Genomic DNA, 26494 nt, shown 5'->3' with positions numbered 1-26494 from the left:
CGCCTCCCGCCAGGCCCTTCTCCAATAGCCAGTGAGCCCGCATGAGCGATAGCCCGCACCTCCCCGAAGCCTGCGACCTGCTCATCGAAGCCGGTTACGTCGTTCCGATCGAGCCGCATGCGGTGGTGCTGGAAGACCACGCCGTGGCCGTGCGTGGCAGCGAGATCATCGCGATCCTGCCGCGTGCCGAGGCGCGCGCGCGTTTCCGCGCCGCCCAGGTGGTCAGCCGCCCCGAGGCCGCACTGATGCCGGGCCTGGTCAACGCGCACACGCACAACCCGATGACCCTGCTGCGCGGCGTCGCCGACGACCTGCCGCTGATGACCTGGCTGCAGCAGCACATCTGGCCGGTGGAAGCCGCGGTAATCGGCCCCGAATTCGTTGCCGACGGCACCACCCTGGCCATCGCCGAGATGCTGCGCGGTGGCACCACCTGCGCCAACGAGAACTATTTCTTCGGCGATGTGCAGGCCGCGGTCTACAAGAAGCACGGTTTCCGCGCGCTGGTTGGCGCGGTCATCATCGATTTCCCCACCGCCTGGGCCAAGACCGACGACGAGTACTTCGCCAAGGCCGGTGAACTGCATGACCAGTGGCGCACCGATCCGCTGATCGGCACCGCGTTCGCGCCGCATGCGCCGTACACCGTCAACGATGCCAACTTCGAGCGGGTGCGGATGCTGTCCGACCAGCTCGACATGCAGGTGCACCTGCACACCCACGAGACCGCGCAGGAAATCACCGATTCGATCAAGCTGCACGGCCAGCGCCCGCTGGCGCGGCTGGATCGCCTCGGCCTGGTCAACGACCGCCTGATCGCGGTGCACATGACCCAGCTGACCGACGCGGAAATCCACCTGTGCGCCGAACGTGGCGTCAGCGTGGTGCACTGCCCGGAATCGAACCTGAAGCTGGCCTCCGGTTTCTGCCCGGCCTGCGCCCTGCAGCGCGCCGGCGTGAACCTGGCGATCGGCACCGACGGCTGCGCCAGCAACAACGACCTGGACATGTTCAGCGAGAACCGCACGGCGGCGATCCTGGCCAAGGCCGTGGCCGACGACGCCACCGCGCTGGATGCAGCCACCACGCTGCGCGCCTCCACGCTGGGCGGCGCCCGCGCGCTGGGCTTCGGCGAGCGCATCGGCTCGATCGAAGTGGGCAAGCAGGCCGACCTGGTCTGTGTTGACCTCTCGGCGCTGGAAACCCAGCCGCTGCACAATGTGCTGTCGCAGCTGGTGTACGCCACCGGCCGCCAGCAGGTCAGCGATGTCTGGATTGCCGGCAAGCCGAAGCTGGTGCAGCGCGAGCTGGTCGGCATGGACCTGCCGGGCATCATCGCCAACGCGCGCCAGTGGCGCGAGCGCATCCGCCATATCCGCGCCTGAACCCTGGCGCCGCAAGGACACCCTCATGACTGCCCCCCACGCATCCTCCAATTTCGATCAGGCCGAGCTGGACAAGTTCGCCGCGCTGGCCAACCGCTGGTGGGACGCTGATGGCCCGCAGAAGCCGCTGCATGCGCTGAACCCGGTGCGGCTGAAGTACGTGGCCGACCGCGTGCCGCTGCGCGGTGCGCGCGTGCTGGACATCGGCTGTGGTGGCGGCCTGCTGAGCGAGGCGCTGGCGCAGTCCGGTGCCGACGTCACCGCCATCGACCTGGCCCCGGAACTGGTCAAGGTCGCGCGCCTGCACGCGCTGGAAAGCGGTGCCAAGGTGGATTATCGCGTCCAGGCCGCCGAGGACCTGGCTGCCGAGCAGTCGGGCAGTTTCGATGTGGTCACCTGCATGGAAATGCTCGAGCACGTGCCGGATCCGGGCGCGATCATCGAGGCCTGCAAGCGCCTGCTGAAGCCGGGCGGCCACCTGTTCCTGTCGACCATCAACCGCACCGCTGCCGCATTCGCGGTGGCGATTGTCGGTGCCGAGTACGTGGCGCGATTGCTGCCCAAGGGCACCCATCACTACCAGGAATTCATCAAGCCGGCCGAGCTGGCACGCTGGCTGCGCGAAGCCGACCTGCAGCTGGTCGATGTCAGTGGCATGGCCTACGAGCCGTGGCGCAACCACGCCCGCCTGAGCAGCCACACCGACATCAACTACCTGGCCTACGCGGTCAAGCCGGCATGACCTCTGCCCGCTTCCCGCGCGCGGTGCTGTTCGATCTGGACGGCACCCTGCTGGACAGCGCGCCGGACTTCGTTGCCACCTGCGATGCGATGCTGGCCGAACGTGGCCGTGCACCGATCGATCCGGCGTTGTTGCGCCCGGTGGTGTCCAAGGGCTCGCGCGCGATGGTCGGTGCGGCATTCCCGGACCTGGATGCCGCTGCGCGCGATGCATTGATCCCGGAATTCCTGCAGCGCTATGAAGCATTGATCGGCCAGCACGCGATGCTGTTCGATGGCGTGGCCGGCATGCTCGCCGCGTTGGACGACGCCGGCACGGTGTGGGGCATCGTCACCAACAAGCCCGAGTACCTGGCGCGTCTGATCCTGCCGCAGCATGGCTGGCAGCAGCGCTGTGCGGTGCTGGTGGGCGGTGACAGCCTGGCCGAGCGCAAGCCGCATCCGCTGCCGCTGCTGCACGCGGCGCAGGCGATCGCCGTTGCCGCCGAAGACTGCGTGTACGTGGGCGACGACGAGCGCGACATCATCGCCGCGCGTGCCGCGGCCATGCCGTCGGTGGCGGCATTGTGGGGCTATCGCCTGCACAGCGACGACCCGCTGGCCTGGCAGGCCGACGTGCTGGTCGAGAACGCCGAACTTCTGCAACTGGCCAGTCTGTGGCCGACCCGGCCGGCAGCCCCGGCCCAGCCGTAAGGAATGACGTAGTGAGCAGTACCGCGCTGGACAGTTTCCTCGACAAGTGGCGCAGCCGTTGGCCGGAATGGTCGGTGGCCGCCCCGTTCGTGGCCGAATCGCAACGCGAGCTTGCCGTGGCGTGGTTTGCGCTGCTGCAGGAGTTCGACGACATGCTCAACACCGGCGGCGATCCGTTGCCGGCCGACGCCAAGCTGGCGTGGTGGGGCGAGGAGCTGCGCAGCTGGGCTGCGCATCGTTCGCGCCACCCGTTGGGTCGTTTGCTGGAACCGGTGCATGCGCCGTGGGCGCAGCTGGCCGAAGCGCTGCCCGATCTGGTTGAAGCGCGCTCGGTCGCGCTGGATGCGGCCGGTGCCGAGCGTGCGCTGGCCAATTACGCCGACGCGGTTGCCGCGGTGGAAGCGGCGCTGTTCAACGACAAGCCGCGCACCGGCGCTGGTCGTGCGGTGCAGCTGCAGACCCTTGCCCAGCGCCTGCAGGATGCCGGCGTGGCCGGTGTACCGCGCAGCCTGCTGGATGAGGATTCCAGCACGGCTGCGCAGCGCTGGGCGCAGTACCTGCTGAAGGGGTGGGGCAGTCGCGTGCCCGGCCCGCGCCCGCGCCGTGTGTGGTCCAGCCTGGCGCGCGCACGCGTGGCGGCGCAGGCCGCAGGCAAGCCGATCGAAGCCACCCCGGTGCGCACCCTGCTGCGCGTGTGGTGGGCTGCCCGCGGTTGATCGATTCTGGTGGGTGCGGACCTTGGTCCGCACGCTCCATGAGGTTGTGCCGACCAAGGTCGGCACCTACCACAGCGCGTTGCACGCGTTATTTACGTTCCAGCACCAGCAACGGGTCGATGCGGGTATCGAACCAGTTCATGCCCCAGTGCAGGTGTGGCCCAGTGGCGCGACCGGTGGCACCGACCGCAGCGATCACCTGGCCCTGTTCCACCCGGTCGCCGACCTTTACGTCGATGCGCGACAGGTGCAGGAAGTTGGAGCTGACCCCGAAGCCGTGGTCGAGCAGCAGCGTGCCACCGGTCAGGTACAGGTCCGGGCCGGCGAAGGTGACGATGCCGGCGGCCGGTGCCTTCACCGGGGTGCCGGTCGGCACCGCGATGTCCATGCCGGAATGACCGGCACCAGGTTGACCGTTGTAGACACGCGCATTGCCGAAGCGGCCACTGATGCGGCCCTGCACCGGCCAGATGAAGGTCTGGGTGAAATCAGTGCGGTCGTCATCGCGGGCACGTGCCGCGGTCACCTGCGCCTGTTCGCGCTTGATCCGCTCGGCAATCGCCGGCGGCGGGTTCACCGTTTTCGGCGGCACGCCGTTGACCCGCTCGATGGGCCAGTCGCGCGGCGTCACCGCAATGGTCGCCGTCTCGCTGCCACCATCGGGGCGCTGTACCTGCACGCGCAACGGGCCCTTCTCGTCGCGACCGATGCCGAACACCACACTGCCATAGCCGCTCACCCGCAGCTGGCGGCCGGCGTACTGCACGCGGCTGCCGGCGGGCACCTTGCCGATCACCAGCGCGCCCTGCGACGCGCTGGCCGGAAACACCACGCGACTGTCGATCAGGCTGCCGATGCCATCCTGCGCCTGCGCCGCCGGTGCGGTGAACAGGGGCGCGGCCAGCAGCAGCGCCCCGAACAGGAATACCTTGCGCATCAGCGGTCGTAGGTCATGCGCTGGCCGGCCGGTTCACCCACCAGTTTGCTGCCGTCCCACACCAATTGGCCGTTGACCCAGGTCGAGGCCACGCGCGAACGGAAGGTGGTGCCTTCGAACGGCGACCAGCCGCACTTGGACAGCACGTCCTCGCGCTTGACGGTGAATGGCACGTCTTCCACCAGCACCAGGTCGGCGAAGTAGCCTTCGCGCAGGAAGCCGCGTTCTTCCACGTCGAACAGCTGTGCCGGTGCGTGTGCGAATTTCTGCACCACCTGCTCGCGGGTCAGCTTCCCTTCGTGCACGCGCTCCAGCGCGGCCACCAGCGCGTACTGCACCAGCGGCAGGCCCGACGGCGCCTGCGCGTAGGGCTTCTGCTTCTCTTCCCAGGTGTGCGGGGCGTGGTCGGTGGCCAGCACGTCCAGCACGTCGTCGGCCAGCGCAGCGGTGATTGCTTCGCGGTCGGACACTTCCTTGATCGCCGGGTTGCACTTGATCAGGTTGCCCTTGGTCGCATAGTCCGGGCGCGCGAAGTGCAGGAAGTGCACGCAGGTTTCGGCAGTGATCTGCTTGCGGCTGCCGTCGGCGCGGATCAGTGGACCCTTTTCGAACAGCGCCAGCTCGTCGGCGGTGGAGATGTGCAGTACATGCAGGCGGGTGCCGTGCTTGCGCGCCAGCGACATCGCCAGGCGGGTCGACTTGATGCAGGCCTCGCGCGAACGGATATCCGGATGCATGTCCGGGGTCAGCGCGTCGCCGTACTTTTCCTGGAAGGCCTTCAGGTTGGCATCGATCATCGGCGTGTCTTCGCAGTGCGTGATGATCGGGGTCGGGCATTCGCGGAAGATCGCATCCAGCGTTTCCGGGTTGTCCACCAGCATGTTGCCGGTGGAGGCGCCCATGAACACCTTCACGCCCGGGGCCTTCTTCGGGTCCAGCGCACGGATCGCGTCCAGGTTGTCATTGCTGGCGCCATGGTAGAAGCCGTAGTTGGCCCAGGCGCGGCCGCGCGCGAGTTCGTACTTGGCTTCCAGGATGGTCGAATCCAGCGTCGGCGGGTTGGTGTTGGGCATGTCCATGAAGCTGGTCAGGCCACCGGCCACGGCCGCCGCCGATTCGCTGGCGATGTCGCCCTTGTGGGTCAGGCCCGGTTCGCGGAAGTGCACCTGGTCATCGATCATGCCGGGAAGCAACCAGCGTCCGGCCGCGTCCACCACCTGCTCGCCGTCGCGCGGCGCCAGCCCATTGCCGATCTGCGCGATGCGGCCGTTCTCGATGCGCAGGTCGCCGTCGAAGGTGCGGCCTTCGTTGACCATCCGGGCGTTGGTGATGAGGGTGGAGGACATGTCAGTGTTTTCCTGTGCAACGGCAAGAGGGGGCGTGGTTGGATTCGGGCACCGGGTCGAAGCCGCCGGGGTGGAACGGGTGGCAGCGGCCCAGCCGGCGCGCAGCCAGCCAGCTGCCGCGCAGCGGGCCGTGCCGCGAGATGGCTTCCATCGCGTATTCAGAACAGCTCGGCACGAAACGGCAGCGTGGCCCCAGCAGGGGGCTGATGAAGCGCTTGTAGAAGCGCAGCAGGGCAATGAGCAGGCGCGAGATCACCCAGTCATCTTATGCCAGTTGGCATGAAGGCCGCATTTGTGCAGGATGGGCCGTTGGTCGCATGTCGCCGATGGCCTGCGACCGGTACCAGCACCTTCGGGTGCTGGCCAGGTTCCGTACCGCGCAAGGCGGTCCGTGTTCGTCGGACTGCCTCCAAGGGCGCCTTGACTCCAGGACTGAATGGAGCAGGGGGTCGAGGTTGCTGCTGCGGGTCGGGTAGGCTATAAAGGCCCGCTTTCCCGGGCCCCGGGGAATCCAAGGAAGAGCGTTTCGTGGCTGCTAAAAAAACTGCAAAGAAGGCCGCAACGGCCGCCAAGAAAACCGCCAAGCCTGTTGTGAAGAAGTTGGCGGCAAAGCCCGTTGCCAAGAAACCGGCCAGCAAGCCGGCGACCAAGGCAGCGTCCTCGCAACCGGCGGCCAGGAAGGCCACCGCAAAGAAAACGCCGGTCAAGGCAACCAAGCCGGTGGCGAAGAAGGCTGCTGCGCCCGCCAAGGCCAAGCCTGCCGCTGCCAGCAAGAAGGCGCCGGTGATGAAGAAGGCCGCCAGCAAGGCCGCGCCGGTGAAGAAGGCCGCCGCCAAGCCGGTGGCGAAGAAGGCCGCAGCCAAGCCGGCGCCGAAGGCGGTGGTGAAGAAGGCTGCAGCCAAGCCGGTCGCCAAGCCCGCGGCCAAGAAGGTCGCTGCGGCTAAACCGGTTGCCACGCCTGCCGCTGTAAAGAAGGTTGCCAAGAATGTTGCCGTGCCGGCCGTGAAGCCGGCCCCGGCCCCAGTAGTGAAGTCCGCACCGAAGCCTGCTGCCAAGCCGGCTCCGGCCAAGCCTGTCCCGGTCAAGACCGTGGCAGTGGCAGCAGCCCAACCGGCTTCCAAGCCGGCCCCGGCCGCCGCTCCTGCCGCTTCGAAGGCCCCGCAATCCAAGAATCCCGTGCCCGTTTCGAAATCGCCTGCCAAAACCGCCGTGAAATCCGATTCCGCCCCGAAGACCGTGTCGCGCCCTGTCGGCAAGGTTGCCGTGGCCGTCGCCGCCCGCTCGGCTGCACCGGCCCCGCGCAGCAAGTACAAGGTGGTCGAGTACAAGACCGACGAGGCCACCGGCCGCCCGATCCTGCCGACTGGCTACAAGCCGTCCTCGGAAGAGGAATACATGAGCCCGCTGCAGCAGGAGTACTTCCGTCAGCGTCTGCAGAACTGGCGCGCGGACCTGGTGGAAGAGTCCAAGCAGACCATCGAGAATCTTCGTGAGGAAGTGCGTGACATCGGCGACGAAGCCGAGCGCGCGACCCGCGAGACCGAGAACTCGCTGGAACTGCGTACCCGCGACCGCTACCGCAAGCTGATCGGCAAGATCGACAGCACCCTGAAGCGCCTGGAAGCGGGCGACTACGGTTACTGCGTCGACACCGGTGAAGAAATCGGCCTGGAGCGCCTGGAAGCGCGCCTGACCGCCGAACGCACCATCGACGCCCAGGAGCGTTGGGAGCACCTGCAGAAGCAGCAGGGCGACTGATTCCTGCTCGTTGTATGGTCATGCGAAAAACCCGGCCTCGGCCGGGTTTTTTGTTGGGTTCGAGTTGGCTGTGTAGAGCAGCGCCTTCCGGGTATCGGGTGGAGCCTGCGGGTGGGGCCGGGCAGGACACGCTGCAAGTACATCCCTGTAAGCTCGGCCGCGGCATCCATGCCGCGGACGGTCCCGCCCGGACCCACCCGCAGGCTCTCGACGGTTTCCTGCGTGCGCGGCCGATGTAGAGCCGAGCCCACGCTCGGCTCAGGCCGACAGGAGCGGTCATGCGTGCGCTCGCGGCTGTTGAGTCCGCCTTGTAGCGAGCCGAGCACCGCAGGGGAATCAGGGGCGAAGAGGCGCCGCTGTTTGAGCGCAGCGAGTTCGGCGCCGTCCCCTGATTCACCGAGGAGCACAGGGCACCGGCGCGCAGCGCCGGCTCGCGGATGGCGGAGCGTTTCTTTGGTTACTTTCTTTTCGCGAAAAGAAAGTGACAAGCCCAATCATCGAGGGAGAGCAACGGCCCCAGCCAAACACCCGGCGCCGCCGAATCCGCTGTTAGCAGCGTCACTGCAGGTCGCGAAGATTCAATTTCCGCAATGTCGGGTTCTTCCACGCGGTGATCCCGGCCACGCTCAGCACCGCGAACCCACCCAGCACCACGGCCGGCACCAGGCCGAGCAGCTTGGCCATCGTGCCGGCATAGAACGCGCCCAGCTCGTTGGACGAACTGATGAAGATGCCGTTGATCGAAGACACCCGTCCGCGCATCTCTTCCGGCGTGGCCAACTGCAGGATGGTCGAGCGGATCACCACCGAGACGCCATCGAAGGCCCCGTAGAACAGCAGGATCAGCGCCGACAGCCAGAAGTGCTGCGACAGGCCGAAGCCGATCACGCACAGGCCGAAACCGGCCACCGCGAACAGCAGTACGCGGCCGGCATTGCGGTGCAGCGGGTGGCGGGCCAGCCACAGGCCCACGCACACCGAACCGAGCGCCGGCATCGCGCGCAGGATGCCCAGGCCTTCCGGGCCGTGGTGCAGGATTTCGTGCAGGAACGCCGGCAGCATCGCCACCACGCCGCCGAGCAGGACCGAGAACATGTCCAGCGCCATCGCCCCGACCATGATCCGGTTGCCGACCACGAAGCGCGCGCCTTCGGCGATGCTCTTGAAGATCGGCGCGGCGGGACCGGTGTGCACCGGTTCTTCCACCTTCAATGTAGCCAGGCAGGCCATCGCCACCAGCGCAAAGGCCGTAGCCACCGCGTAGGAGAGGCCCTTGCCGCCGAAGCCGACCAGCACGCCACCCAGTGCCGGACCAGCCACCATGCCGGCCTGGAACACCACCGCGCCGAGGCCTGCGCCGCGCGCGAACTGATCGCGGGCCAGCACGCGGGCGAACAGCGCGTTGTAGATCGGCGACAGGAAGGCGCGGACCATGCCGGTCAGGGCAATGGCTGCATAGATGGGCCACACGCCTTCAAACGGCAGCCAGCCCTTGGCCACGCTGGTCAGTACCAGCGCGGTGGCGATCAGCCCGGAACAGGCCGCCATGCCCAACCGGCGCCGCGGCAGATGGTCGACCAGGTAGCCGGCGAATGGCGCCACGCAGAAGAACGGCAGCACCTCGGCCAGGCCGATCAGGCCCAGCGAGAACGGATTGCGGGTGACTTCGTAGATGTGCCAGCCGACGGTGACTGCCACCACCTGGTAGGACAGCATCGCGAAGATGCGGTAGGCCAGCAGCTTGGCGAAGCCGGGTCGGGACAGCAGGCCCAGCGCGGTGTCCTCGGCTGTGGCAGGCTCGCTCACGACGGATCGCGCTGCAGCTGGGCCTGCGCGGTCTCGCGGATGAAGGCCAGCATCGCTGCCACACCATTGCTGCGGGTCGGAGACAGGTGGCGGGCCAGGCCGATGTCCTGGATATAGCTCGGTTCGGTGGCCAGGATCTCCTGCGCCGAGCGCCCGGAGTACACGCGCAGCGCCAGGAAGATCAGGCCGGAGACGATGGCCGAATCACTGATGGCATGGAAGCGCAGCGACTGCGCATTGCCTTCCGGCACGATCCAGACCATCGACTGGCAGCCGAGCAGGCGATGCTCTTCGGTCTTCCATTCTTCCGGGAAGGCCGGCAGCTTGCGGCCGAGGTCGATCAGGTACTGGTAGCGCTCGGACCAGTCGCCGAAGAAGCCGAATTCCTCGGCGATGGCGGTCTGTGCCTCGGCGGCGGTGGGTTCAAGCGGGAACGGGGAGTCGGTCACAACAGTCTCTACGGTGGGGCGTGGCCGGCGTACCGGCCACGGGGCAGGGCAGGTCAGCCGCGCTTGCGCGACCAGCGCACGCCCTGCGGGGTATCTTCCAGCACGATGCCTTCGGCGGCCAGCTGGTCGCGGATGGTGTCGGAACGGGCGAAGTCGCGGGCCTTCTTGGCAGCGGCACGCTCGTCGATCAGGCCCTGGATACGGGCATCGTCGCCGTCATCGCCCGCAGCGGTACCGAACCATTGCGCCGGATCGGCCTGCAGCAGGCCCAGGGCCAGGCCGGCACCGAGCAGCTCGCCCTTCAGGCGTGCCTGTTCGGCCGGGTCGGTGGCTCGGCGTGCATCGGCAGCGATACGGGCCACTTCGGCCAGCGCCTGCGGGGTGTTCAGGTCGTCATCCAGGGTCGCCTCGACCGTGGCCGGGATCGCCACGACCGCGTCGACCGACGCCAGTTCGCGCAGGGTGCCGTACAGGCGATCCAAGGTGCGCACCGACTGCTCGATCAGGCCATCGGACCAGTCCAGCGGCTGCCGGTAGTGGGCCGACAGCAGCGCCAGGCGCAGGGCTTCCGGCGGATGCTGGCGCACCAGGTCGTGCACGCGCTCGATGTTGCCCAGCGACTTGCTCATCTTGGCGCCGCCGAAGTTGAGCATGCCGTTGTGCAGCCAGAAACGGGCGAAGATCTTGCCGCCGTGGGCGCATTCGCTCTGCGCGATCTCGTTCTCATGGTGCGGGAACTGCAGGTCGACGCCGCCGGCATGGATGTCGATGGTCTCGCCCAGATGGGCGGCGGCCATCGCCGAGCATTCGATGTGCCAGCCCGGGCGGCCACGGCCCCACGGCGATTCCCAGCCGGGCAGGTCGTCGCTGGACGGCTTCCACAGCACGAAATCGCCGGGATCGCGCTTGTAGGGGGCGACATCGACACGGGCGCCGGCCAGCATCTCTTCCGGGTCGCGGCGCGAGAGCTTGCCGTAGCCGTCGAAGCTGGCCACCGCGAACAGCACATGGCCCTCGGCGGCATAGGCATGGCCGTTGGCGATCAGCTGCTCGATCATGGTGATGATCTGCGGCATGTGCGCCGTCACTTCCGGTTCGATGTCCGGCGGCACCACGCCCAGGGCGGCCATGTCTTCACGGTAGGCGGCAGCGAACCTGTCGGTGATGGTGCTGATCGGCACCCCCTGCTCGCGCGCGGCGGTGTTGATCTTGTCGTCCACGTCGGTGATGTTGCGCGCGTAGCGCAGGCCACCGAAACGGCGCCGCAGCAGGTCGGCCAGCACGCCGAACACCACCGGGCCACGGGCGTTGCCGATGTGCACGTAGTTGTAGACCGTGGGGCCGCACACATACAGGGTCGGACAGGCCGGGTCGAGCGGGATGAACGGTTCGAGCTGGCGAGTCAGGTTGTTGTGCAGGCGCAGGGTCATGGGGCTGTGGCTGGGGGACAAGCCTGTGATTTTAGAACGTGTCGGCCCCCTTTGGGGGCACCGCCTGCCACCGGTGGACGCCGGGTCCGTCCAAGGTGGGGTGGGCAGGAGCAGCGTGGACGGGTAATGTTCAGCCCCTTGCGCTCGCCACTGCCTACACTATTGCCGTGTCCTTGCTCCCTTCGCCAATGAAATCCACCGCGTTGCTGACCCTGGCCTGTCTGTCGGCGCTGGCCGCCGTGGCCCAGGCGCAGGAGGCCGAGCCCCGCAACCGGGTGGTGATCGTGGAGAACGTGAAGTTCGACTACGCGCAGGTGCTGAACGTCGAGCCCGTGTTCCAGACCCTGCGCGCGACCCGCACCGAAGAACACTGCGAGCCGGTCTCGACCCGGACTCTGGCGCCGGTCAATGTCACCGGCGAGGAGCCGGTCGAGGACAAGGGCCGGATCAGCCGCTTCTGGGACTCGGTGCGCTCGATGTTCAAGCGCAGCGATGAAGAGGTCTCCGAGGACACCGCCGCCGAGTCACCCGCCCCGGCGCCGGCACCGGCCAACAATGGCCCGATGCTGACCCGTGACTGCCGTATCGTGCCGGTGGGGCGTGAATTCCGCAGGCCCATCGCCTACGACGTGGATTACGTCTACAAGGGCACCAAGTACCGCTCACGGCTGCCGGAAGACCCCGGCAACCGGCTCAAGATCCGGGTGTCGATCACCCCTTGGGTCGGCCCCGAGCAGGGCGCCACGGGCAATCCCTGATTCTGCGACCCCGGCCCCTTGCGTCGGCCCCGGCCGCATGCAAAGATGGCTGACCATGAAGCTCACCGACTTCCAGCACGACAGCAGCGCAGCCCGACAGGCGTCGGGCATGACCTCGCGTGCGCGTCGACCGGAACCCCACATTCTCGCTGGGTAACCGGAGCTTTTTGCTGTTCGTCCGAAAAAAACCCAGCCGCCCGGCTGGGTTTTTTCGTTTCTGCGTTCTGAAAGCTGCAACTGCAACCTTTTCGTTCCACCTTTGCTTCCTGTTTTCCCTTCCACCGCGTCGAACCCGGCGCCGCCACGCAAGGAAAGATGATGTCCCCCAAGCACTTCCTGAACACCCAGGACTGGAGCCGCAGCGATCTCGACGCGCTGCTGACCCAGGCCGCGCTGTTCAAGCGCAACAAGCTCGGCGACCAGCTCAAGGGCAAGTCGATCGCGCTGGTGTTCTTCAATCCGTCCATGCGCACCCGCACCAGCTTCGAACTGGGCGCGTTCCAGCTCGGCGCCCACGCGGTGGTGCTGCAGCCGGGCAAGGATGCGTGGCCGATCGAGTTCAACCTCGGCACGGTGATGGACGGCGATACCGAAGAGCACATCGCTGAAGTGGCCAAGGTGCTGGGCCGTTACTGCGACATCATCGCCGTGCGCGCGTTCCCCAAGTTCATCGACTGGGCCTACGACCGCCAGGACATCGTCCTCAACAGCTTCGCCAAGTACTCGCCGGTGCCGGTCATCAACATGGAGACCATCACCCACCCGTGCCAGGAACTGGCGCACGTGATGGCCCTGCAGGAGCACTTCGGCACCCAGGACCTGCGTGGCAAGAAGTACGTGCTGACCTGGACCTACCACCCCAAGCCGCTGAACACCGCCGTGGCCAACTCGGCGCTGACCATCGCCACGCGCATGGGGATGGACGTGACCCTGCTGTGCCCGACCGCCGACTACATCCTGGATGACCGCTACATGGGCTGGGCCGAGCAGAACGTGGCCGAGAGCGGCGGTTCGCTGAAGATCAGCCATGACATCGACAGCGCCTACGCCGGCGCCGACGTGGTCTACGCCAAGAGCTGGGGGGCGCTGCCGTTCTTCGGCAACTGGGAGCCGGAAAAGCCGATCCGCGACCAGTTCAAGCACTTCATCGTGGACGAGCGGAAGATGGCGCTGACCAACAACGGTGTGTTCAGCCACTGCCTGCCGCTGCGCCGCAACGTGAAGGCCACCGACGGCGTGATGGATTCGCCGCAATGCATCGCCATCAACGAAGCCGAGAACCGCCTGCACGTGCAGAAGGCGATCATGGCCGCCGTTGCCGGGCGCTGAGAAGCATCAGTCGAGCATGGCTCGACTCTACATAGACGAAGTCGAGCATGGCTCGACGACACACACGAACAGGACATACCCTCCCCATGAGCAACAAAGACGTCGTTCTCGCCTTCTCCGGCGGCCTGGATACCAGCTTCTGCGTGCCGTACCTGCAGGAGCGTGGCTACAACGTGCACACCGTGTTCGCCGACACCGGCGGCGTGGATGATGAAGAGCGCGATTTCATCGAAAAGCGCGCCGCCGAGCTGGGCGTGACCAGCCACGTTACCGTCAACGGTGGCCCGGCCATCTGGGAAGGCTTCGTCAAGCCGTTCGTGTGGGCCGGTGAAGGCTACCAGGGTCAGTACCCGCTGCTGGTGTCGGACCGTTACCTGATCGTCGATGCCGCGCTGAAGCGTGCCGCCGAACTGGGCACCAACATCATCGCCCACGGCTGCACCGGCATGGGCAACGACCAGGTCCGCTTCGACCTGGCCGTGAAGGCACTGGGCGACTACCAGATCATCGCGCCGATCCGCGAGATCCAGAAGGAACACACCCAGACCCGCGCCTACGAGCAGAAGTACCTGGAAGAGCGCGGCTTCGGCGTGCGCGCCAAGCAGCAGGCCTACACCATCAACGAGAACCTGCTGGGCCTGACCATGTCCGGCGGCGAGATCGACCGCTGGGAAGCCCCGGGCGAGGGCGCCCGTGGCTGGTGCGCACCGCGCAGCGAGTGGCCGGAGCAGGCGCTGAAGGTCACCCTGAAGTTCGTCGAAGGCGAAGCGGTTGAACTGAACGGCAAGGCGCTGCCGGGCGACCAGATCCTGGCCCAGCTCAACAAGCTGTTCGCCCCGTACGGCGTTGGCCGCGGCGTCTACACCGGCGATACCGTGATCGGCCTGAAGGGCCGCATCGTGTTCGAGGCCCCGGGCCTGGTTTCACTGCTGGCCGCACACCGCGCGCTGGAAGATGCGGTGCTGACCAAGCAGCAGAACCGCTTCAAGCCGGACGTGGCGCGCAAGTGGGTGGAGCTGGTGTACGAAGGCTTCTACCACGACCCGCTGAAGACCGACATCGAAGCGTTCCTGAAGTCCTCGCAGGCCAAGGTCAACGGTGAAGTGGTGCTGGAGACCCGTGGTGGCCGCGTCGATGCAGTGGCGGTGAAGTCGCCGCACCTGCTCAACACCAAGGGTGCCACCTACGCGCAGTCGGCCGACTGGGGCGTGGAAGAGGCCGAGGGCTTCATCAAGCTGTTCGGCATGAGCTCGACGCTTTACGCGCAAGTCAACCGCTGAGCGGTTGACCACGCATTCCACCTCAACCCTGCGCCGTTGGCGCGCCCCCTTCAACAAGAAGGGGGCTCTCCACCAGACGCATTCCGGTAGCGCCGGGCCATGCCCGGCGGAATTCCACAGGATTGTTGATTCATGCTTGAACAGACGCTCGATCACCTGCAGGCGCTGGTGTCCTTCGACACCCGCAACCCGCCGCGTGCGATCACCACCGGTGGCATCTTCGATTACCTGCGCGCGAACCTGCCCGGCTTCAACGTCGAGGTGATCGACCACGGCGCCGGTGCGGTCAGCCTGTACGCCGTGCGCGGGACGCCGAGGTACCTGTTCAACGTACACCTGGATACCGTGCCCGATTCGCCGCACTGGAGTGCCGACCCGCACGTGATGCGCCGCCTGGACGACCGCGTGGTCGGTCTGGGCGTGTGTGACATCAAGGGCGCGGCCGCCGCACTGGTGGCCGCAGCCAATGCCAGCGACGGTGACGCAGCCTTCCTGTTCTCCAGCGATGAAGAAGCCAACGATCCGCGCTGCATCGCTGCGTTCCTGGCCCGTGGCCTGCCGTATGAAGCGGTGCTGGTGGCCGAGCCGACCATGAGCGAGGCGGTGCTGGCGCACCGTGGCATCAGCTCGGTGCTGATGCAGTTCGCTGGCCGCGCGGGGCATGCCTCGGGCAAGCAGGATGTAGCCGCCAGCGCGCTGCATCAGGCCATGCGCTGGGGCAACCGCGCGCTGGATCACGTGGAATCGCTGGCGTCGGCGCGCTTCGGCGGGCTGACCGGCCTGCGCTTCAACATCGGTCGCGTCGAAGGTGGCATCAAGGCCAACATGATCGCGCCCGCTGCCGAAGTGCGCTTCGGTTTCCGTCCGCTGCCGTCGATGGATATCGATGCGTTGCTGGCGACCTTTGCCGGCTTCGCCGAGCCGCAGGCGGCACTGTTCACCGAAACCTTCCGTGGCCCCAGCCTGCCGGCCGGTGACATCGCCGAAGCCGAGAACCGCCGCCTGCTGGCGCGCGACGTGGCCGATGCGCTGGACCTGCCGATCGGCAACGCGGTGGACTTCTGGACCGAGGCCTCGCTGTTCTCGGCCGGTGGCTACACCACGCTGGTGTTCGGCCCGGGCGACATCGCCCAGGCCCACACCGCCGACGAGTTCGTGACGCTGGAGCAGCTGCAGCGCTACACCGACGCCGTGCACCGCATCATCGCCGCCGGCGCCTGATTCTTTCCTTTCCGACGAAACCGAAATGTCTCCTGCCCTCCAGCCCCACCGCCAGACCCGCCAGACCATCGTGCGCCTGCTTTCCAGCATGGCCAGCGCGAAGGAGATCAGCCAGTACCTCAAGCGCTTTTCGCAGCTGGATGCCAAGCGCTTCGCCGTGGTCAAGGTCGGCGGCGCGGTGCTGCGCGACGACCTCGACGCGCTGACCTCCTCGCTGTCGTTCCTGCAGGAGGTCGGTCTGACCCCGATCGTGCTGCACGGCGCCGGCCCGCAGCTGGATGCCGAGCTGTCGGCCGCCGGCATCGAGAAGCAGACCGTGAACGGCCTGCGCCTGACCTCGCCGGAAGCGCTGGCGATCGTGCGCCGGGTGTTCCAGCAGTCCAACCTGCGCCTGGTCGAGGCGCTGCAGCAGAACGGCGCGCGCGCCACCTCGATCACCGGTGGTGTGTTCGAGGCCGAGTACCTGGACGTGGACACCTACGGCCTGGTCGGCGAGGTGAAGAAGGTCAACCTGGCGCCAATCGAGGCCAGCCTGCGCGCCGGTTCGATCCCGGTCATCACCAGCCTGGGTGAGACCGCCGGCGGCCAGATCCTCAACGTCAACGCCGACTTTGCCGCCAACGAGCTGGTGCAGGAACTGCAGCCGTACAAGATCATCTTCCTGACCGGCACCGGCGGCCTGCTGGACGAGGCGGGCAACGTGATCGATTCGATCAACCTGTCCACCGAGTACGACCATCTGATCGCGCAGCCGTGGATCCACGGCGGCATGAAGGTGAAGATCGAACAGATCAAGGATCTGCTTGATCGCCTGCCGCTGGAATCGTCGGTGTCGATCACCCGTCCGGCCGACCTGGCCAAGGAACTGTTCACCCACAAGGGCTCGGGCACGCTGGTACGCAAGGGCGAGAAAGTACTGCGCGCCACCGCCTGGGACGAACTGGACCTGCCGCGCCTGAAGGGCCTGATCGAATCCAGTTTCGGCCGCACCCTGGTGCCGGACTACTTCGAGAAGACCAAACTGTTGCGTGCCTATGTCAGCGAGAACTACCGCACCGCGGTGATCCTCACCGACGAGGCAGAGGGCGTGTACCTGGACAAGTTCGCCGTGCTCGACGACGCGCAGGGCGAGGGCCTGGGCCGCGCAGTATGGAACGTGATGCTGGAGGAAACCCCGCAGCTGTTCTGGCGCTCGCGCCACGGCAACCCGATCAATCACTTCTACTACGCCGAGTCCGATGGCTGCTACAAGCAGGATCAGTGGAAGGTGTTCTGGTTCGGTGCCGATGGCATCGACCGGATCAAGACCTATGTCGATCATTGCGCGCAGCGCACCCCGAGCCTGCAGGGCTGAGCGATGAGCAACCTCGATGCCTGGAACACGGTTCCCACCCTGCGCGGCCAGCACGTAACCCTGCAGCCGCTGCAGATGGAGCACGTGCCGGGCCTGCGCGATGCGCTTGAAGGCAGCGGCCTGGACCAGCTCTGGTACACCCAGGTGCCGTCACCGCAGCGGGTCGAGCACTATGTGCAGGCCGCGCTGCAGGCGCAGGCTGAAGGCAAGGTGCTGCCCTTCGTGATCCGCGATGCGGCGGGTGAGATCATCGGCAGCACGCGCTTCTACGACATGGATGCCGGCGTGCCCAAGCTCAGTCTCGGCTACACCTGGTATGCGCCGCGTGTGCAGCGCACCGGCGCCAACACCGAAGCCAAGCTGTTGCTGCTGCAGCACGCCTTCGAGGCCATGGGCTGCATCAGCGTGGTGCTGGAAACCAGCTGGTTCAACGTCACTTCGCGTACCGCCATCGCCCGCCTCGGCGCCAAGCAGGACGGCGTGCTGCGCAACCACAAGCGGCATGCCGACGGCACGCCGCGCGACACCGTCATCTTCTCCATCATCGATGCGGAATGGCAGGGCGTGAAGCGCCACCTGCAGTACCGCCTGGACAGTCACGCATGAACGATTCGACTTTCACCCTGGGTATCGTCGGTGCCCGCGGCCATACCGGTGCCGAGCTGATCAAGCTGGTGGCCGCCCATCCGCGGCTGAAACTGGCTTTCGTCTCCTCGCGCGAGCGCGCCGGGCAGCGCCTGTCCGATCACCATCCGGAATTCCAGGGTGACCTGCAGTACGAGAACCTGGACGCCGACGCGGTGGCCGCCAAGGGCGTGGATGCGGTGATCCTGGCCCTGCCCAATGGCCTGGCCGCGCCGTTCGTGGCCGCGCTTGAAACCGCGAAGCCGGACACTGTCATCGTCGATCTCTCGGCCGACTACCGCTTCGACAACAGCTGGTACTACGGCCTGCCGGAGCTGACCCGCGGCCGCTACAACGGCCAGAAGCACATCAGCAACCCGGGCTGCTATGCCACGGCAATGCAGCTGGCAGTGCATCCGCTGCTGGACCTGCTGGCCGGTCCGCCGCAGTGCTTCGGTGTCTCCGGCTACTCCGGTGCCGGTACCACGCCGTCGGACAAGAACAACGTTGAACTGCTGGCCGACAACCTGATGCCGTATGCGCTGACCAACCACGTGCACGAGCGCGAAGTGTCCGTGCAGCTGGGCGTGGCGGTCGAGTTCATGCCGCACGTCGCGCCGCATTTCCGTGGCATCACGCTCACCGCCAATCTGTGGCTGAACCGGGTGCAGACCCGCGAGCAGATCGTCGAGCGCTTCCAGCAGGCCTATGCCGGCGAACCCTTGATCGAAGTGGTGGATGAAGCGCCGTGGGTCAGCCGCATTGCCGGTCGCCACGGTGCCCAGGTCGGTGGCTTCACCTTGGCCCCGGGCGGCAAGCGGGTCGTGGTGGTGGCGACCCTGGACAACCTGCTCAAGGGCGCGGCCACCCAGGCCATGCAGAACCTCAACCTCGCGCTGGGCATCGACGAACTGACGTCGATCCCGCACTGAACACGTATTCCGGAGCCCCCATGGCAGACCTTCTTTGGCAGAAGCCCGGCGTCGCCGTCGACGCCCAGATCCAGACCTTCCTCGCCGGCGACGACGTGATCCTCGATCGCGAATTCTTCCTGCACGACATCGCCGCCAGCGCCGCGCATGCACAGGGCCTGCAGCACATCGGCATCCTCAGCGCCGACGAGCTGGAAGGCCTGCTGCGCGAACTGGAGATCCTGGCGCAGGACTTCCGCGAAGGCCGCTTCGTGCTGGATACGCAGTACGAAGATGGCCACTCGGCGATCGAAGCGCGGTTGACCGAACGCCTCGGCGACGCCGGCCGCAAGATCCACACCGGCCGCAGCCGCAACGACCAGATCCTGGTGGCCACCCGCCTGTGGCTGAAGGAGAAGCTGCAGCGCGTGGCGCAGCTCAGCGCCGAAGTGGCCAAGGTCGCGCTGGACCGTGCGCAGGCCGAGAAGGACCTGCCGATACCCGGCTATACCCACATCCAGCGTGCCGTGGTGTCCTCGGCCGGCATGTGGTGGGCGGGCTGGTCCGAGGCCTTCATCGACAATGCCATCCGCGCCCGTGACACCCATGCACTGATCGATGCCAACCCGCTGGGCACCGCCGCCGGTTATGGCGTCAATCTGCCGCTGGACCGCGAACACACCACGGCTGCGCTCGGTTTCGCGCGCATGCAGATCTCGCCGATCTACGCGCAGCTGTCGCGGGGCAAGTTCGAGCTGGCCGCGCTGGAAGCACTGGGTGGTGCCACGCTGGACCTGCGCCGCATTGCCTGGGACCTGTCGCTGTTCACCAGCGCCGAGTTCGGCTTCGTCGCACTGCCGGCGCAGTACACCACCGGCAGCTCGATCATGCCCAACAAGCGCAACCCGGATGTGATCGAGCTGATGCGCGCCACCCATGCCAGCGTCGCCGCCGCGCGCACCGAGATCGAGCAGCTGCTGTCGCTGCCGTCCGGCTACCATCGCGACCTGCAGTCGTCCAAGGGCGCCATCTTCCATGGCTTCGGCCGTGGCCTGGCCGCGCTGGAGCTGCTGCCGGCGCTGCTGGCCAATCTGGAGTGGCGTGACGACAGGCTGCGCGCAGCGATCGACTCGGGCATGTATGCCACCGACGTTGCCGTGGAAGCGGCCGTGGCTGGTGTGCCGTTCCGCGAGGCCTACAAGGCCGCTGCGGCCGGTGCCGATAGTGCAGGGCAGGGGCGCACGCCGGAAGGCAGCCTGGCCGCTCGCGTGTCGCCGGGTTCGGCAGCCGACCTGCGCCTGGATGAACTGCGCGCGCGCTGGCAGGCGCTGTCCTGATGGCGGGCACGGTCTACCTGGTGTTGGCCATGCGCCGGCCCGGTTTCAATGCCGCCGCCGTGCAGCCGCATCGTGACTTCCTCGATGCGTTGCAGGCGCAGGGCAAGCTGCAGCTGACCGGCGGCTTCGCCGATGGCAGCGGTGGTGCCTATGTGCTGTGCAACGTGGACAGCCTGGCGCAGGCACAGGCCATCGTCGCCACCGATCCGCTGGTGACGATGCAGGCCTCCGACCTGACCGTGCACGAATGGAACACTCGCTGAGAGCCTGACCGATGATCCAGCACGCTGCCCACGTCGCCTCGCCGTTCCCCGAACAAGCGCTGCCACCATGGCGGCGTGCAGTGCTGAAGGTCGGCAGCAGCCTGCTGGCAGCCGATGGCGGCGGCCTGTCGCCACGCCACGCGCTGGGCCTGGCACAGTTCGTCTCGGCCAATGTACTGGCCGGGCGTGAGGTAGTGATCGTATCGTCCGGCGCGGTCGCTGCCGGGCGCGCGATCCTGCCGCGGGCCGATGAGCCCGGCGCGGCGATGGCGGCGCGGCAGGCGCTGGCCGCGCTCGGCCAGGCCCAGCTGATCGGGCTCTGGCAGCGCTTCTTCGAGCGCCCGGTGGCGCAGGTGCTGCTGACCCACGACGACCTGCGCAACCGCCGCCGCTACCTCAACGCACGCGCTACCCTCAACGAACTGCTGCGGCTGGGTGCGTTGCCGGTGGTCAACGAGAACGACACCGTGTCGGTGGACGAGCTCAAGCTCGGCGACAACGACAACCTGGCCGCGACCGTGGCGGCGCTGGTCGATGCCGATGCACTGTTCATCGCCACTGACATCGACGGCCTGTACAGCGCCGACCCGCGCACCGTGGCCGACGCGCGGCCGTTGCACGACGTGCCGGAACTGAGTGACGAGGTGCTGGCGATGGCCGGTGGCGCCGGCTCGCGCGCTGGTACCGGCGGCATGCGCACCAAACTGGAGGCGGCGGCGAAGGCCGGTCGCCTCGGCATAGAAACCTATCTGTTCAATGGCCGCAGTGGCGACGTGGTGCGCGCGCTGGCGCAGGATCGCCTGTTCGGTACCCGTATCCACGCCGCACGCAGCCGCGAGGCCGCACGCAAGCACTGGCTGCGGCACGCGCCGCTGGTCGAGGGCGCGATCGTGATCGATGCCGGCGCGGCGCAGGCCATGCGCGAGAAGGGCGCCTCGCTGCTGCCCGGTGGCATCACCGGCGCGGAGGGCGTGTTCCGCCGTGGCGACATGGTGCAGGTGTGCTGGAACGCGCCGCAGGGCCGTGTCTGCGTCGCGCGCGGCGTCAGCCAGTACGCGGCCGATGATGTGCGCCGGATCGCCGGCCGCCATTCGCGCGACATCGAGGCCGTGCTGGGCTACAACTACGGCGGCAGCGTCGTCCATCGCGACGATCTGGTGCTGCCATGACCGGTTTGAAGGACTCCCCGATGAGCGACATCGAAACGCAGGCGCGTGCCTGCCGTGACGCGGCCCAGAACGTTGCCGGCCTCGACAGTGCGGCCCGCCGCACGCTGCTGCTGGCCATGGCACAGGCGCTGGAAGTGAATGCCGGGCTGATCCTTGCCGGTAATGCACGTGACCTCGCCGCCGCGCGCGACAAGGGCGTTGGCAGCGCCATGCTCGACCGCCTGGCGCTGGACCCGGCACGCCTGTTCGCGATGGCCGAAGCCGTGCGTGAGGTCGCCGCGCTGCCCGATCCCGTCGGCCAGATCACCCGCGACGATGTGCGTCCAAACGGCATCCGCGTGCAGAAGGTACGCGTGCCGCTGGGTGTGATCGCAATGATCTATGAGGCGCGCCCGAACGTGACCGCCGAAGCGGCTGCGCTGTGCCTGAAGGCCGGCAATGGCGTGATCCTGCGCGGTGGCTCCGAAGCGATCCATTCCAACACAGCCATCGCCCAGGCGTTGGCGGGCGCGCTCAAGGCCAATGGCGTGCCACCGGCGGCGGTGACCGTGCTGACCGAACTGCGCCGAGAATCGATGCTGGAACTGCTGCAGCTGCATGAACTGATCGATCTGGCGATTCCGCGCGGCGGCGAAGGCCTGATCCGCTTCGTTGCCGAACATGCGCGGGTGCCGGTGATCAAGCACTACAAGGGTGTCTGCCACCTGTTCGTGGATGCCAGCGCCGACCTCGGCAAAGCCATCGATCTGCTGGTGGACGGAAAGTGCAGTCGTCCGTCGGCCTGCAATTCGCTGGAGACCCTGCTGGTGCACCGCGATGTGGCCGAAGCGTTCCTGCCGCGCGTGGCACAGGCGCTCGGCGAGCGCGGCGTGGAGCTGCGCGCCGACGCGGCTGCGCAGCCGTTGCTGCCGGGTAGCAACGCAGCCACCGATGCGGATTACGCCGCCGAGTTCCTGGATCTGGTGCTGGCCGTGCGGGTGGTGGATGACCTCGATGCGGCCATCGCGCACATCCGCCGTTATACCTCCGACCATACCGAAGTGATTGCGACCGAAGACGCGGTCCACGCCGAGCGCTTCGTCAACGCGCTGCGTTCGGCGGTGGTGATGGTGAATGCCTCATCGCGCTTTTCCGATGGTGGGCAGTTGGGCCTGGGCAGCGAGATCGGTATTTCCACCACGCGCCTGCACGCCTACGGCCCGATGGGCCTGGAAGCACTCACCGTCGAACGGTTCGTCGTGCGCGGTGAAGGGCAGACGCGCACGTAGATCCACGCCGTGCGTGGATGCTCTGCGCGGTAGACCCCGGTGCCGACCAAGGTCGGCATCTACCAAAGCAAGTGCCGACCAGGGTCGGCACCCACCGGGTTGTCGGGTTACACCACCTCGCGGCGGATGCCGATCGGCCGCGCGTGATCGTCCATGTGCAGCGTGGCGGCCTTGCAGCCGAGCAGGCGCTCGGCCAGCCCGGTGCTGGCCCCCAGGTCGGCGGCCACTTCGTTGAGGCTGGCCAGCGGCCGCGGCAGGCGCCGGTCGTGGCCGCGGAAGCGCGCGCGGTTGTACTCGGCCCAGCCGATCAGCAGCACGCTGGCACACAGCAGCATCAGCGGCAGCGCCACCAGCACATAGGGGTCGAACTGGTTCTTGCGCTCGTACAGCTGCTGCCAGGCCATCTGCCCGCCGATCAGCCACGAGAGCAGGGTCACCAACGGTGCCCACAGGTAGAAGTAGAACCCCCAGAACGCGAGTGTGACGAAGCCCCAGGCGGTGCGCTGGAAGCGTGGTTGGCGATGCGGCTTGCGGATCATCCGCGAGTCGAAGCGGTTGGACGGGCGTTGTGCGTTCATCGGATCCCCCGATCGGGACTGGTCCAGGTGGCGCGCTTGCTGCGACGGCGCAGCAGGGTTTTCGGCAACGCCACCAGGGTGGTGGAAAGGCTGATCAACCAGTACGCCATCGGGTACCAGATGACCCAGAAGTAGTTGCGTCCAATCTGTGTTTCGTAACGACGGTCGATGATCAGGCTGCTGGCGAACTGCAGCAGGCAGACCAGGGCCAGGATCACGCCGTGCCATTCCGGCAGCAGGCTGGCGATATGCAGCTGCGGCGGCAGTTCGATGAACTTGCCCAGCGCCCACAGCACCACGATGAACAACATGGTGTAAGCCCAGATCACGCTCAGCACGTACTCCAGCAGTACGCCCCACATGCGCCGCTCCTTCCAGTGCAGCAGCGAGCGGGCGTGGCGCAGCATCACCTCCACGCCACCCTGGGCCCAGCGCAGCCGCTGCCTCCACAGCCCCTTCAGCGTTTCCGGCATCAGGATGAAGCACAGTGCGTTGGGTTCGTAGCGAATGTCCCAGTGCGCCCGCTGCAGGCGCCAGCTGATGTCGATGTCTTCGGTCACCATGTCGTCCGACCACCAGCCGACCTGGTGCAGCGCGGTACGACGGAAGCCGGCGATCACGCCGGAGATGGTGAATATGCGCCCGTATACCCGCTGCGCGCGCTTGATCATGCCGATGATCGAGGAGAACTCGGCCACCTGCAGGCGTCCGAGCAGGGTGGAGCGGTTGCGGATGCGCGGATTGCCGGTCACCGCGCCGACCCGGTTGCCGCTTACCAGGTGCCAGATCATCCAGTGCAGCGCGTGCTCCTCCAGCATCGCGTCGCCGTCGATGCACACCAGGTACTCCGAACGCGCGGCGAGTGCACCCATGCGCAGCGCATTGGCCTTGCCCAGGTTGCGGTCCAGGTGCAGCACGCGCAGCCGTGGGTGCTTTGCCGCCAGGGCGTCCAGCCGCGCACCGGTGTCGTCGCTGCTGCCGTCGTCGATGGCGATCACTTCGTAGTCGGCCGGGTAGCGCTGTGCCAGCGCCGCGCCGAGCGTGTCGTCGAGGTTCGCGGACTCGTTGTGACAGGGAATCAGCAGGCTCGCGAACGGTGGATCGACCATCAGCGGCGGGTCGTTGCGTGGACGCGAATGGCGTTCGCGCCGGAAGTAGTAATACAGGCCGCCCGACATCCAGAAGAACGCCATCACCATCGGGTAGTAGAAGGCGAACTGGAACAGGACCTGCAGCAACGGATGCATGTCCATGTCACTTCTCCGGGTACGGGAAGTTGCCGGCGGACATCGCCGCGCGGGCATCGCGGGTGGAGGGCTGGTCGGCGATGAAGTCGTCCGGGTACCAGGCGAAGTGGTGCACGCCCTGCGCCTGCAGCTGGCGGATCTGCGCGCGCAGGCGCTCTGCGGGAATCGGTTGCCCGCTGCGCCAGTCGACGGTCTGCAGTTCGAACAGGGTGTGCTGCAGCTGTGGATCATGCGCACGCACCGCGCCCAACAGCTGGTCGAGCCAGCGTTCCGGATGCTTGCTGCCTTCCATCCACGGCATCGCCATCAGTGCGGTCTGGTCGTAGGCCTTGTTGAACAGGTCCAGGCGCTGCGCGAACCAGGCTTCGCTCTGCGGCCGCAGCACCGGCTCCGCGTACAGGTTGCGCACCGTGGCCAGCTTAGGCCGCCAGTGCTGCGCGCTGTTGCGCAGTGCCAGGGTGAAGTCGATCAATGCCTGCGTGCGTGCGCTGCCTCCATCGCCGGCCGCCAGCGTGGGCAGCTCGGTGTCGCGCAGATAGCCATCGTCATGGAACAGCAGGCCCTCGAGGTACGAGTTGACCGCCAGGTCCTCGTAGATGTCGAGCATGATCTGGCGCGCTCGCGGGTTGGTGAAATCCAGCCGGTACATGCCATCGGCATCGCCGTTGCGGATCGCCAGCGCCTTGCGCTGCGCCGGGTCGGGCAGCTCGAAGCCGAGCACCGGCAGCCATGCGTAGACCTTCACCCCCGCACGCGATTTCAGCTGCCAGGCAACGCGGCTGAACAGGTCCGCGCGCATCGGCATGTGGCGGTTCGGGAAGTACAGTGCATCGGCGGTGTTGTTGCCGTCCGGATCGGCGAACGCCTGCAGGTAGACGTGCGTCGGCGCGATGCGCTTGACCCGCTCGATCAGCGCATCCAGATTGCGCGCCTGCTGTGCGGGGTCGGGGTCGTACACATCATCCAGGTCGATCTGCAGGGCACGGATGCCATCGAGCGCGACGTCGCGGCGCAGTTCGTAGGCCAGCGCCTCCACGGTCGGGTTGTCGCTGACCAGGAAGCGCGCCAGGCCATGCAGGTCGCTGGCCACCGGCGTGCTCCGGCCTTCCAGATCGAAGGACACTGGCATGCCCAGCTGCTCGGCAATGTCGTTGCTCAGCTGGTTGTAGGCGGCATAGGGCCAGACGATGGCGCGCGGGCGCACGCCCAGGTGCTGCTGGATGCGTTGCACACTGCGGCCGAGATCGGCGCGCAGGCGCTGCTCGTACTGTGGCTCGCTCTCGTAGCTGTGCGTGGCCGGTCGGTAGATGCGGGTCACGACAGCAGGGGTGGAATTTCCCTGCGGGTTGGCAAGCACCCCGTGGTGCAGATCGTCGGTATGGCTGGCCACCTCGATCAGGCCGCTGTCGTGCATCTGCTTCAGCTGTGCCCAGGTGATGAAGTCGTCCCGGCCGAACGGGCGGTAGCCATAGTCGATGGTGCGGCCCGGTGCCATGTCCACGTAGTCGGTGATCACCGCCACCAGCGCCGGATAGCGGTAGGCCTGCAGCAGCGGGAAGGCCTTGTCGTAGACGCTGCGCAGGCCGTCATCGAAGGTCAGCAGTACCGGTTTCGGAGGCAGCGTGGCGCGCCCCTGCGAGGCCGCGATCACCTGCGACAGCGACACCGGGTGGTAACCGTGTGCCCCCAGCCAGTCCAGGTGGGCGGCGAAGTTCTGCGTGCTCACCGCATAGGTATCGGCATCCCCCTTGGCTGCGACCTGGTCGCGGATGTCGTGGTAGCTGAGGATCAGCAGGCCGTTGTCGATCGCATCGAGATGCAGGGCCTGCTGCGCGAAGGCCGGCGGCGCAGCCGACAGCAGCAGGAGCACGATCAGGCGCAGGATGCGGGTCAT

The 26494-nt window shown here is 67.1% G+C and carries 25 protein-coding genes; 16 read left to right on the top strand and 9 right to left on the bottom strand.

Going from position 1 to position 26494, the window contains the following annotated elements; genetic code table 11:
* Window positions 1–41: 41 nt before the first annotated feature.
* From GOC52_RS13990 to GOC52_RS13975, 4 genes are read left to right on the top strand one after another with little or no spacing between them, the layout of a single operon-like run.
* On the top strand, window positions 42–1385 hold the full coding sequence (locus tag GOC52_RS13990; protein WP_019336839.1) for a TRZ/ATZ family hydrolase: 1344 nt from the start codon (window positions 42–44) through the stop codon (window positions 1383–1385).
* Window positions 1386–1410: 25 nt separating this feature from the next.
* Window positions 1411–2127, top strand: coding sequence for a bifunctional 2-polyprenyl-6-hydroxyphenol methylase/3-demethylubiquinol 3-O-methyltransferase UbiG (gene ubiG, locus GOC52_RS13985; RefSeq protein WP_049454845.1), 717 nt, complete (start codon window positions 1411–1413; stop codon window positions 2125–2127).
* Window positions 2124–2819 carry a phosphoglycolate phosphatase gene (locus GOC52_RS13980; protein ID WP_109813557.1) on the top strand — a complete coding sequence of 232 codons (696 nt, stop codon included), beginning with the start codon at window positions 2124–2126 and terminating at the stop codon, window positions 2817–2819. The genes ubiG and GOC52_RS13980 overlap by 4 nt, the downstream gene beginning before the upstream one ends.
* An 11-nt stretch (window positions 2820–2830) precedes the next feature.
* Complete coding sequence (locus tag GOC52_RS13975; protein ID WP_043400920.1) at window positions 2831–3535, top strand: squalene/phytoene synthase family protein; 705 nt, start codon at window positions 2831–2833, stop codon at window positions 3533–3535.
* A gap of 88 nt (window positions 3536–3623) precedes the next feature.
* Here GOC52_RS13975 and GOC52_RS13970 read toward each other — a convergent pair whose 3' ends face one another.
* From GOC52_RS13970 to yidD, 3 genes are read right to left on the bottom strand one after another with little or no spacing between them, the layout of a single operon-like run.
* Window positions 3624–4472: a M23 family metallopeptidase gene (locus GOC52_RS13970; protein WP_043400923.1), complete on the bottom strand. Its 849-nt coding sequence runs from the start codon at window positions 4470–4472 to the stop codon at window positions 3624–3626.
* Window positions 4472–5818: a dihydroorotase gene (locus tag GOC52_RS13965; RefSeq protein WP_010486624.1), complete on the bottom strand. Its 1347-nt coding sequence runs from the start codon at window positions 5816–5818 to the stop codon at window positions 4472–4474. Before GOC52_RS13965 ends, GOC52_RS13970 begins: the two co-directional genes overlap by 1 nt.
* Before the next feature lies 1 nt (window position 5819).
* Window positions 5820–6074, bottom strand: coding sequence for a membrane protein insertion efficiency factor YidD (yidD, locus tag GOC52_RS13960; RefSeq protein WP_010486626.1), 255 nt, complete (start codon window positions 6072–6074; stop codon window positions 5820–5822).
* Window positions 6075–6346: 272 nt separating this feature from the next.
* Between yidD and dksA the strand changes: the two genes are divergently transcribed.
* Window positions 6347–7576: an RNA polymerase-binding protein DksA gene (gene dksA / locus GOC52_RS13955; protein WP_029380091.1), complete on the top strand. Its 1230-nt coding sequence runs from the start codon at window positions 6347–6349 to the stop codon at window positions 7574–7576.
* A 558-nt stretch (window positions 7577–8134) separates the two neighbouring features.
* Here the strand turns inward: dksA and GOC52_RS13950 are convergent.
* From GOC52_RS13950 to cysS, 3 genes are read right to left on the bottom strand one after another with little or no spacing between them, the layout of a single operon-like run.
* Entirely contained in the window at window positions 8135–9382 is a 1248-nt protein-coding gene (locus GOC52_RS13950) for an MFS transporter (RefSeq protein WP_049482302.1), read from the bottom strand.
* Window positions 9379–9831, bottom strand: coding sequence for a SufE family protein (locus tag GOC52_RS13945; protein ID WP_010486631.1), 453 nt, complete (start codon window positions 9829–9831; stop codon window positions 9379–9381). Before GOC52_RS13945 ends, GOC52_RS13950 begins: the two co-directional genes overlap by 4 nt.
* A gap of 53 nt (window positions 9832–9884) precedes the next feature.
* Complete coding sequence (gene cysS / locus GOC52_RS13940; RefSeq protein WP_191849687.1) at window positions 9885–11261, bottom strand: cysteine--tRNA ligase; 1377 nt, start codon at window positions 11259–11261, stop codon at window positions 9885–9887.
* A gap of 188 nt (window positions 11262–11449) precedes the next feature.
* On the opposite strand from cysS, the gene GOC52_RS13935 reads away from it, so the two are divergent.
* From GOC52_RS13935 to GOC52_RS13885, 11 genes are all read left to right on the top strand, one after another.
* Window positions 11450–12019: a glycine zipper 2TM domain-containing protein gene (locus GOC52_RS13935; protein WP_043400934.1), complete on the top strand. Its 570-nt coding sequence runs from the start codon at window positions 11450–11452 to the stop codon at window positions 12017–12019.
* Between the two features lie 318 nt (window positions 12020–12337).
* Window positions 12338–13348: an N-acetylornithine carbamoyltransferase gene (locus tag GOC52_RS13930; protein WP_053443310.1), complete on the top strand. Its 1011-nt coding sequence runs from the start codon at window positions 12338–12340 to the stop codon at window positions 13346–13348.
* Window positions 13349–13434: 86 nt separating this feature from the next.
* On the top strand, window positions 13435–14628 hold the full coding sequence (locus GOC52_RS13925) for an argininosuccinate synthase (RefSeq protein ID WP_191849685.1): 1194 nt from the start codon (window positions 13435–13437) through the stop codon (window positions 14626–14628).
* Between the two features lie 132 nt (window positions 14629–14760).
* A complete protein-coding gene (locus tag GOC52_RS13920; protein ID WP_043400937.1) occupies window positions 14761–15849 on the top strand; it encodes an acetylornithine deacetylase in 1089 nt (362 codons plus the stop codon).
* A gap of 25 nt (window positions 15850–15874) precedes the next feature.
* On the top strand, window positions 15875–17203 hold the full coding sequence (locus GOC52_RS13915; RefSeq protein ID WP_071306034.1) for an acetylglutamate kinase: 1329 nt from the start codon (window positions 15875–15877) through the stop codon (window positions 17201–17203).
* A gap of 3 nt (window positions 17204–17206) precedes the next feature.
* On the top strand, window positions 17207–17809 hold the full coding sequence (locus GOC52_RS13910; RefSeq protein WP_049454861.1) for a GNAT family N-acetyltransferase: 603 nt from the start codon (window positions 17207–17209) through the stop codon (window positions 17807–17809).
* Window positions 17806–18759, top strand: coding sequence for an N-acetyl-gamma-glutamyl-phosphate reductase (argC, locus tag GOC52_RS13905; RefSeq protein ID WP_043400943.1), 954 nt, complete (start codon window positions 17806–17808; stop codon window positions 18757–18759). Before GOC52_RS13910 ends, argC begins: the two co-directional genes overlap by 4 nt.
* Before the next feature lie 20 nt (window positions 18760–18779).
* Window positions 18780–20075: an argininosuccinate lyase gene (argH, locus tag GOC52_RS13900; protein ID WP_019336646.1), complete on the top strand. Its 1296-nt coding sequence runs from the start codon at window positions 18780–18782 to the stop codon at window positions 20073–20075.
* Window positions 20075–20338, top strand: a complete 264-nt coding sequence (locus GOC52_RS13895; RefSeq protein ID WP_010486652.1) for a YciI family protein — start codon at window positions 20075–20077, stop codon at window positions 20336–20338. Before argH ends, GOC52_RS13895 begins: the two co-directional genes overlap by 1 nt.
* 11 nt (window positions 20339–20349) lie before the next feature.
* Entirely contained in the window at window positions 20350–21507 is a 1158-nt protein-coding gene (gene proB, locus GOC52_RS13890) for a glutamate 5-kinase (protein ID WP_057503879.1), read from the top strand.
* Window positions 21504–22775 carry a glutamate-5-semialdehyde dehydrogenase gene (locus GOC52_RS13885; RefSeq protein ID WP_191849673.1) on the top strand — a complete coding sequence of 424 codons (1272 nt, stop codon included), beginning with the start codon at window positions 21504–21506 and terminating at the stop codon, window positions 22773–22775. The genes proB and GOC52_RS13885 overlap by 4 nt, the downstream gene beginning before the upstream one ends.
* Before the next feature lie 107 nt (window positions 22776–22882).
* Here GOC52_RS13885 and pgaD read toward each other — a convergent pair whose 3' ends face one another.
* The 3 genes from pgaD to pgaB are packed head-to-tail and all read right to left on the bottom strand — an operon-like array spanning window position 22883 to window position 26494.
* The gene (pgaD, locus tag GOC52_RS13880; RefSeq protein WP_010486657.1) at window positions 22883–23353 is read right to left on the bottom strand and encodes a poly-beta-1,6-N-acetyl-D-glucosamine biosynthesis protein PgaD; all 471 of its coding nucleotides are present in this window, start codon (window positions 23351–23353) and stop codon (window positions 22883–22885) included.
* The gene (gene pgaC, locus GOC52_RS13875) at window positions 23350–24606 is read right to left on the bottom strand and encodes a poly-beta-1,6-N-acetyl-D-glucosamine synthase (protein ID WP_010486660.1); all 1257 of its coding nucleotides are present in this window, start codon (window positions 24604–24606) and stop codon (window positions 23350–23352) included. Before pgaC ends, pgaD begins: the two co-directional genes overlap by 4 nt.
* 1 nt (window position 24607) lies before the next feature.
* The gene (pgaB, locus tag GOC52_RS13870; RefSeq protein ID WP_043400969.1) at window positions 24608–26494 is read right to left on the bottom strand and encodes a poly-beta-1,6-N-acetyl-D-glucosamine N-deacetylase PgaB; all 1887 of its coding nucleotides are present in this window, start codon (window positions 26492–26494) and stop codon (window positions 24608–24610) included.

The organism is Stenotrophomonas sp. SXG-1 (assembly GCF_014083965.1).
GTDB classification, from domain to species: Bacteria; Pseudomonadota; Gammaproteobacteria; order Xanthomonadales; family Xanthomonadaceae; genus Stenotrophomonas; species Stenotrophomonas geniculata.
Note: the sequence above shows the minus strand (reverse complement) of the source record. Positions and strands in the feature narration are given on the sequence as shown.

Excerpts from the sequence above, each read along its gene's own strand:
- GOC52_RS13925 (WP_191849685.1), top strand. The coding sequence starts at position 13,435 with ATGAGCAACAAAGACGTCGTTCTCGCCTTCTCCGGCGGCCTGGATACC.
- argH (WP_019336646.1), top strand. The coding sequence starts at position 18,780 with ATGGCAGACCTTCTTTGGCAGAAGCCCGGCGTCGCCGTCGACGCCCAG.
- proB (WP_057503879.1), top strand. The coding sequence starts at position 20,350 with ATGATCCAGCACGCTGCCCACGTCGCCTCGCCGTTCCCCGAACAAGCG.
- GOC52_RS13920 (WP_043400937.1), top strand. The coding sequence starts at position 14,761 with ATGCTTGAACAGACGCTCGATCACCTGCAGGCGCTGGTGTCCTTCGAC.
- GOC52_RS13980 (WP_109813557.1), top strand. The coding sequence starts at position 2,124 with ATGACCTCTGCCCGCTTCCCGCGCGCGGTGCTGTTCGATCTGGACGGC.
- pgaC (WP_010486660.1), bottom strand. The coding sequence starts at position 24,606 with ATGGACATGCATCCGTTGCTGCAGGTCCTGTTCCAGTTCGCCTTCTAC.
- ubiG (WP_049454845.1), top strand. The coding sequence starts at position 1,411 with ATGACTGCCCCCCACGCATCCTCCAATTTCGATCAGGCCGAGCTGGAC.
- GOC52_RS13990 (WP_019336839.1), top strand. The coding sequence starts at position 42 with ATGAGCGATAGCCCGCACCTCCCCGAAGCCTGCGACCTGCTCATCGAA.
- pgaD (WP_010486657.1), bottom strand. The coding sequence starts at position 23,353 with ATGAACGCACAACGCCCGTCCAACCGCTTCGACTCGCGGATGATCCGC.
- GOC52_RS13930 (WP_053443310.1), top strand. The coding sequence starts at position 12,338 with ATGTCCCCCAAGCACTTCCTGAACACCCAGGACTGGAGCCGCAGCGAT.
- GOC52_RS13965 (WP_010486624.1), bottom strand. The coding sequence starts at position 5,818 with ATGTCCTCCACCCTCATCACCAACGCCCGGATGGTCAACGAAGGCCGC.
- pgaB (WP_043400969.1), bottom strand. The coding sequence starts at position 26,494 with ATGACCCGCATCCTGCGCCTGATCGTGCTCCTGCTGCTGTCGGCTGCG.
- GOC52_RS13895 (WP_010486652.1), top strand. The coding sequence starts at position 20,075 with ATGGCGGGCACGGTCTACCTGGTGTTGGCCATGCGCCGGCCCGGTTTC.
- GOC52_RS13935 (WP_043400934.1), top strand. The coding sequence starts at position 11,450 with ATGAAATCCACCGCGTTGCTGACCCTGGCCTGTCTGTCGGCGCTGGCC.
- argC (WP_043400943.1), top strand. The coding sequence starts at position 17,806 with ATGAACGATTCGACTTTCACCCTGGGTATCGTCGGTGCCCGCGGCCAT.
- GOC52_RS13970 (WP_043400923.1), bottom strand. The coding sequence starts at position 4,472 with ATGCGCAAGGTATTCCTGTTCGGGGCGCTGCTGCTGGCCGCGCCCCTG.
- GOC52_RS13885 (WP_191849673.1), top strand. The coding sequence starts at position 21,504 with ATGACCGGTTTGAAGGACTCCCCGATGAGCGACATCGAAACGCAGGCG.
- GOC52_RS13915 (WP_071306034.1), top strand. The coding sequence starts at position 15,875 with ATGTCTCCTGCCCTCCAGCCCCACCGCCAGACCCGCCAGACCATCGTG.
- cysS (WP_191849687.1), bottom strand. The coding sequence starts at position 11,261 with ATGACCCTGCGCCTGCACAACAACCTGACTCGCCAGCTCGAACCGTTC.
- GOC52_RS13910 (WP_049454861.1), top strand. The coding sequence starts at position 17,207 with ATGAGCAACCTCGATGCCTGGAACACGGTTCCCACCCTGCGCGGCCAG.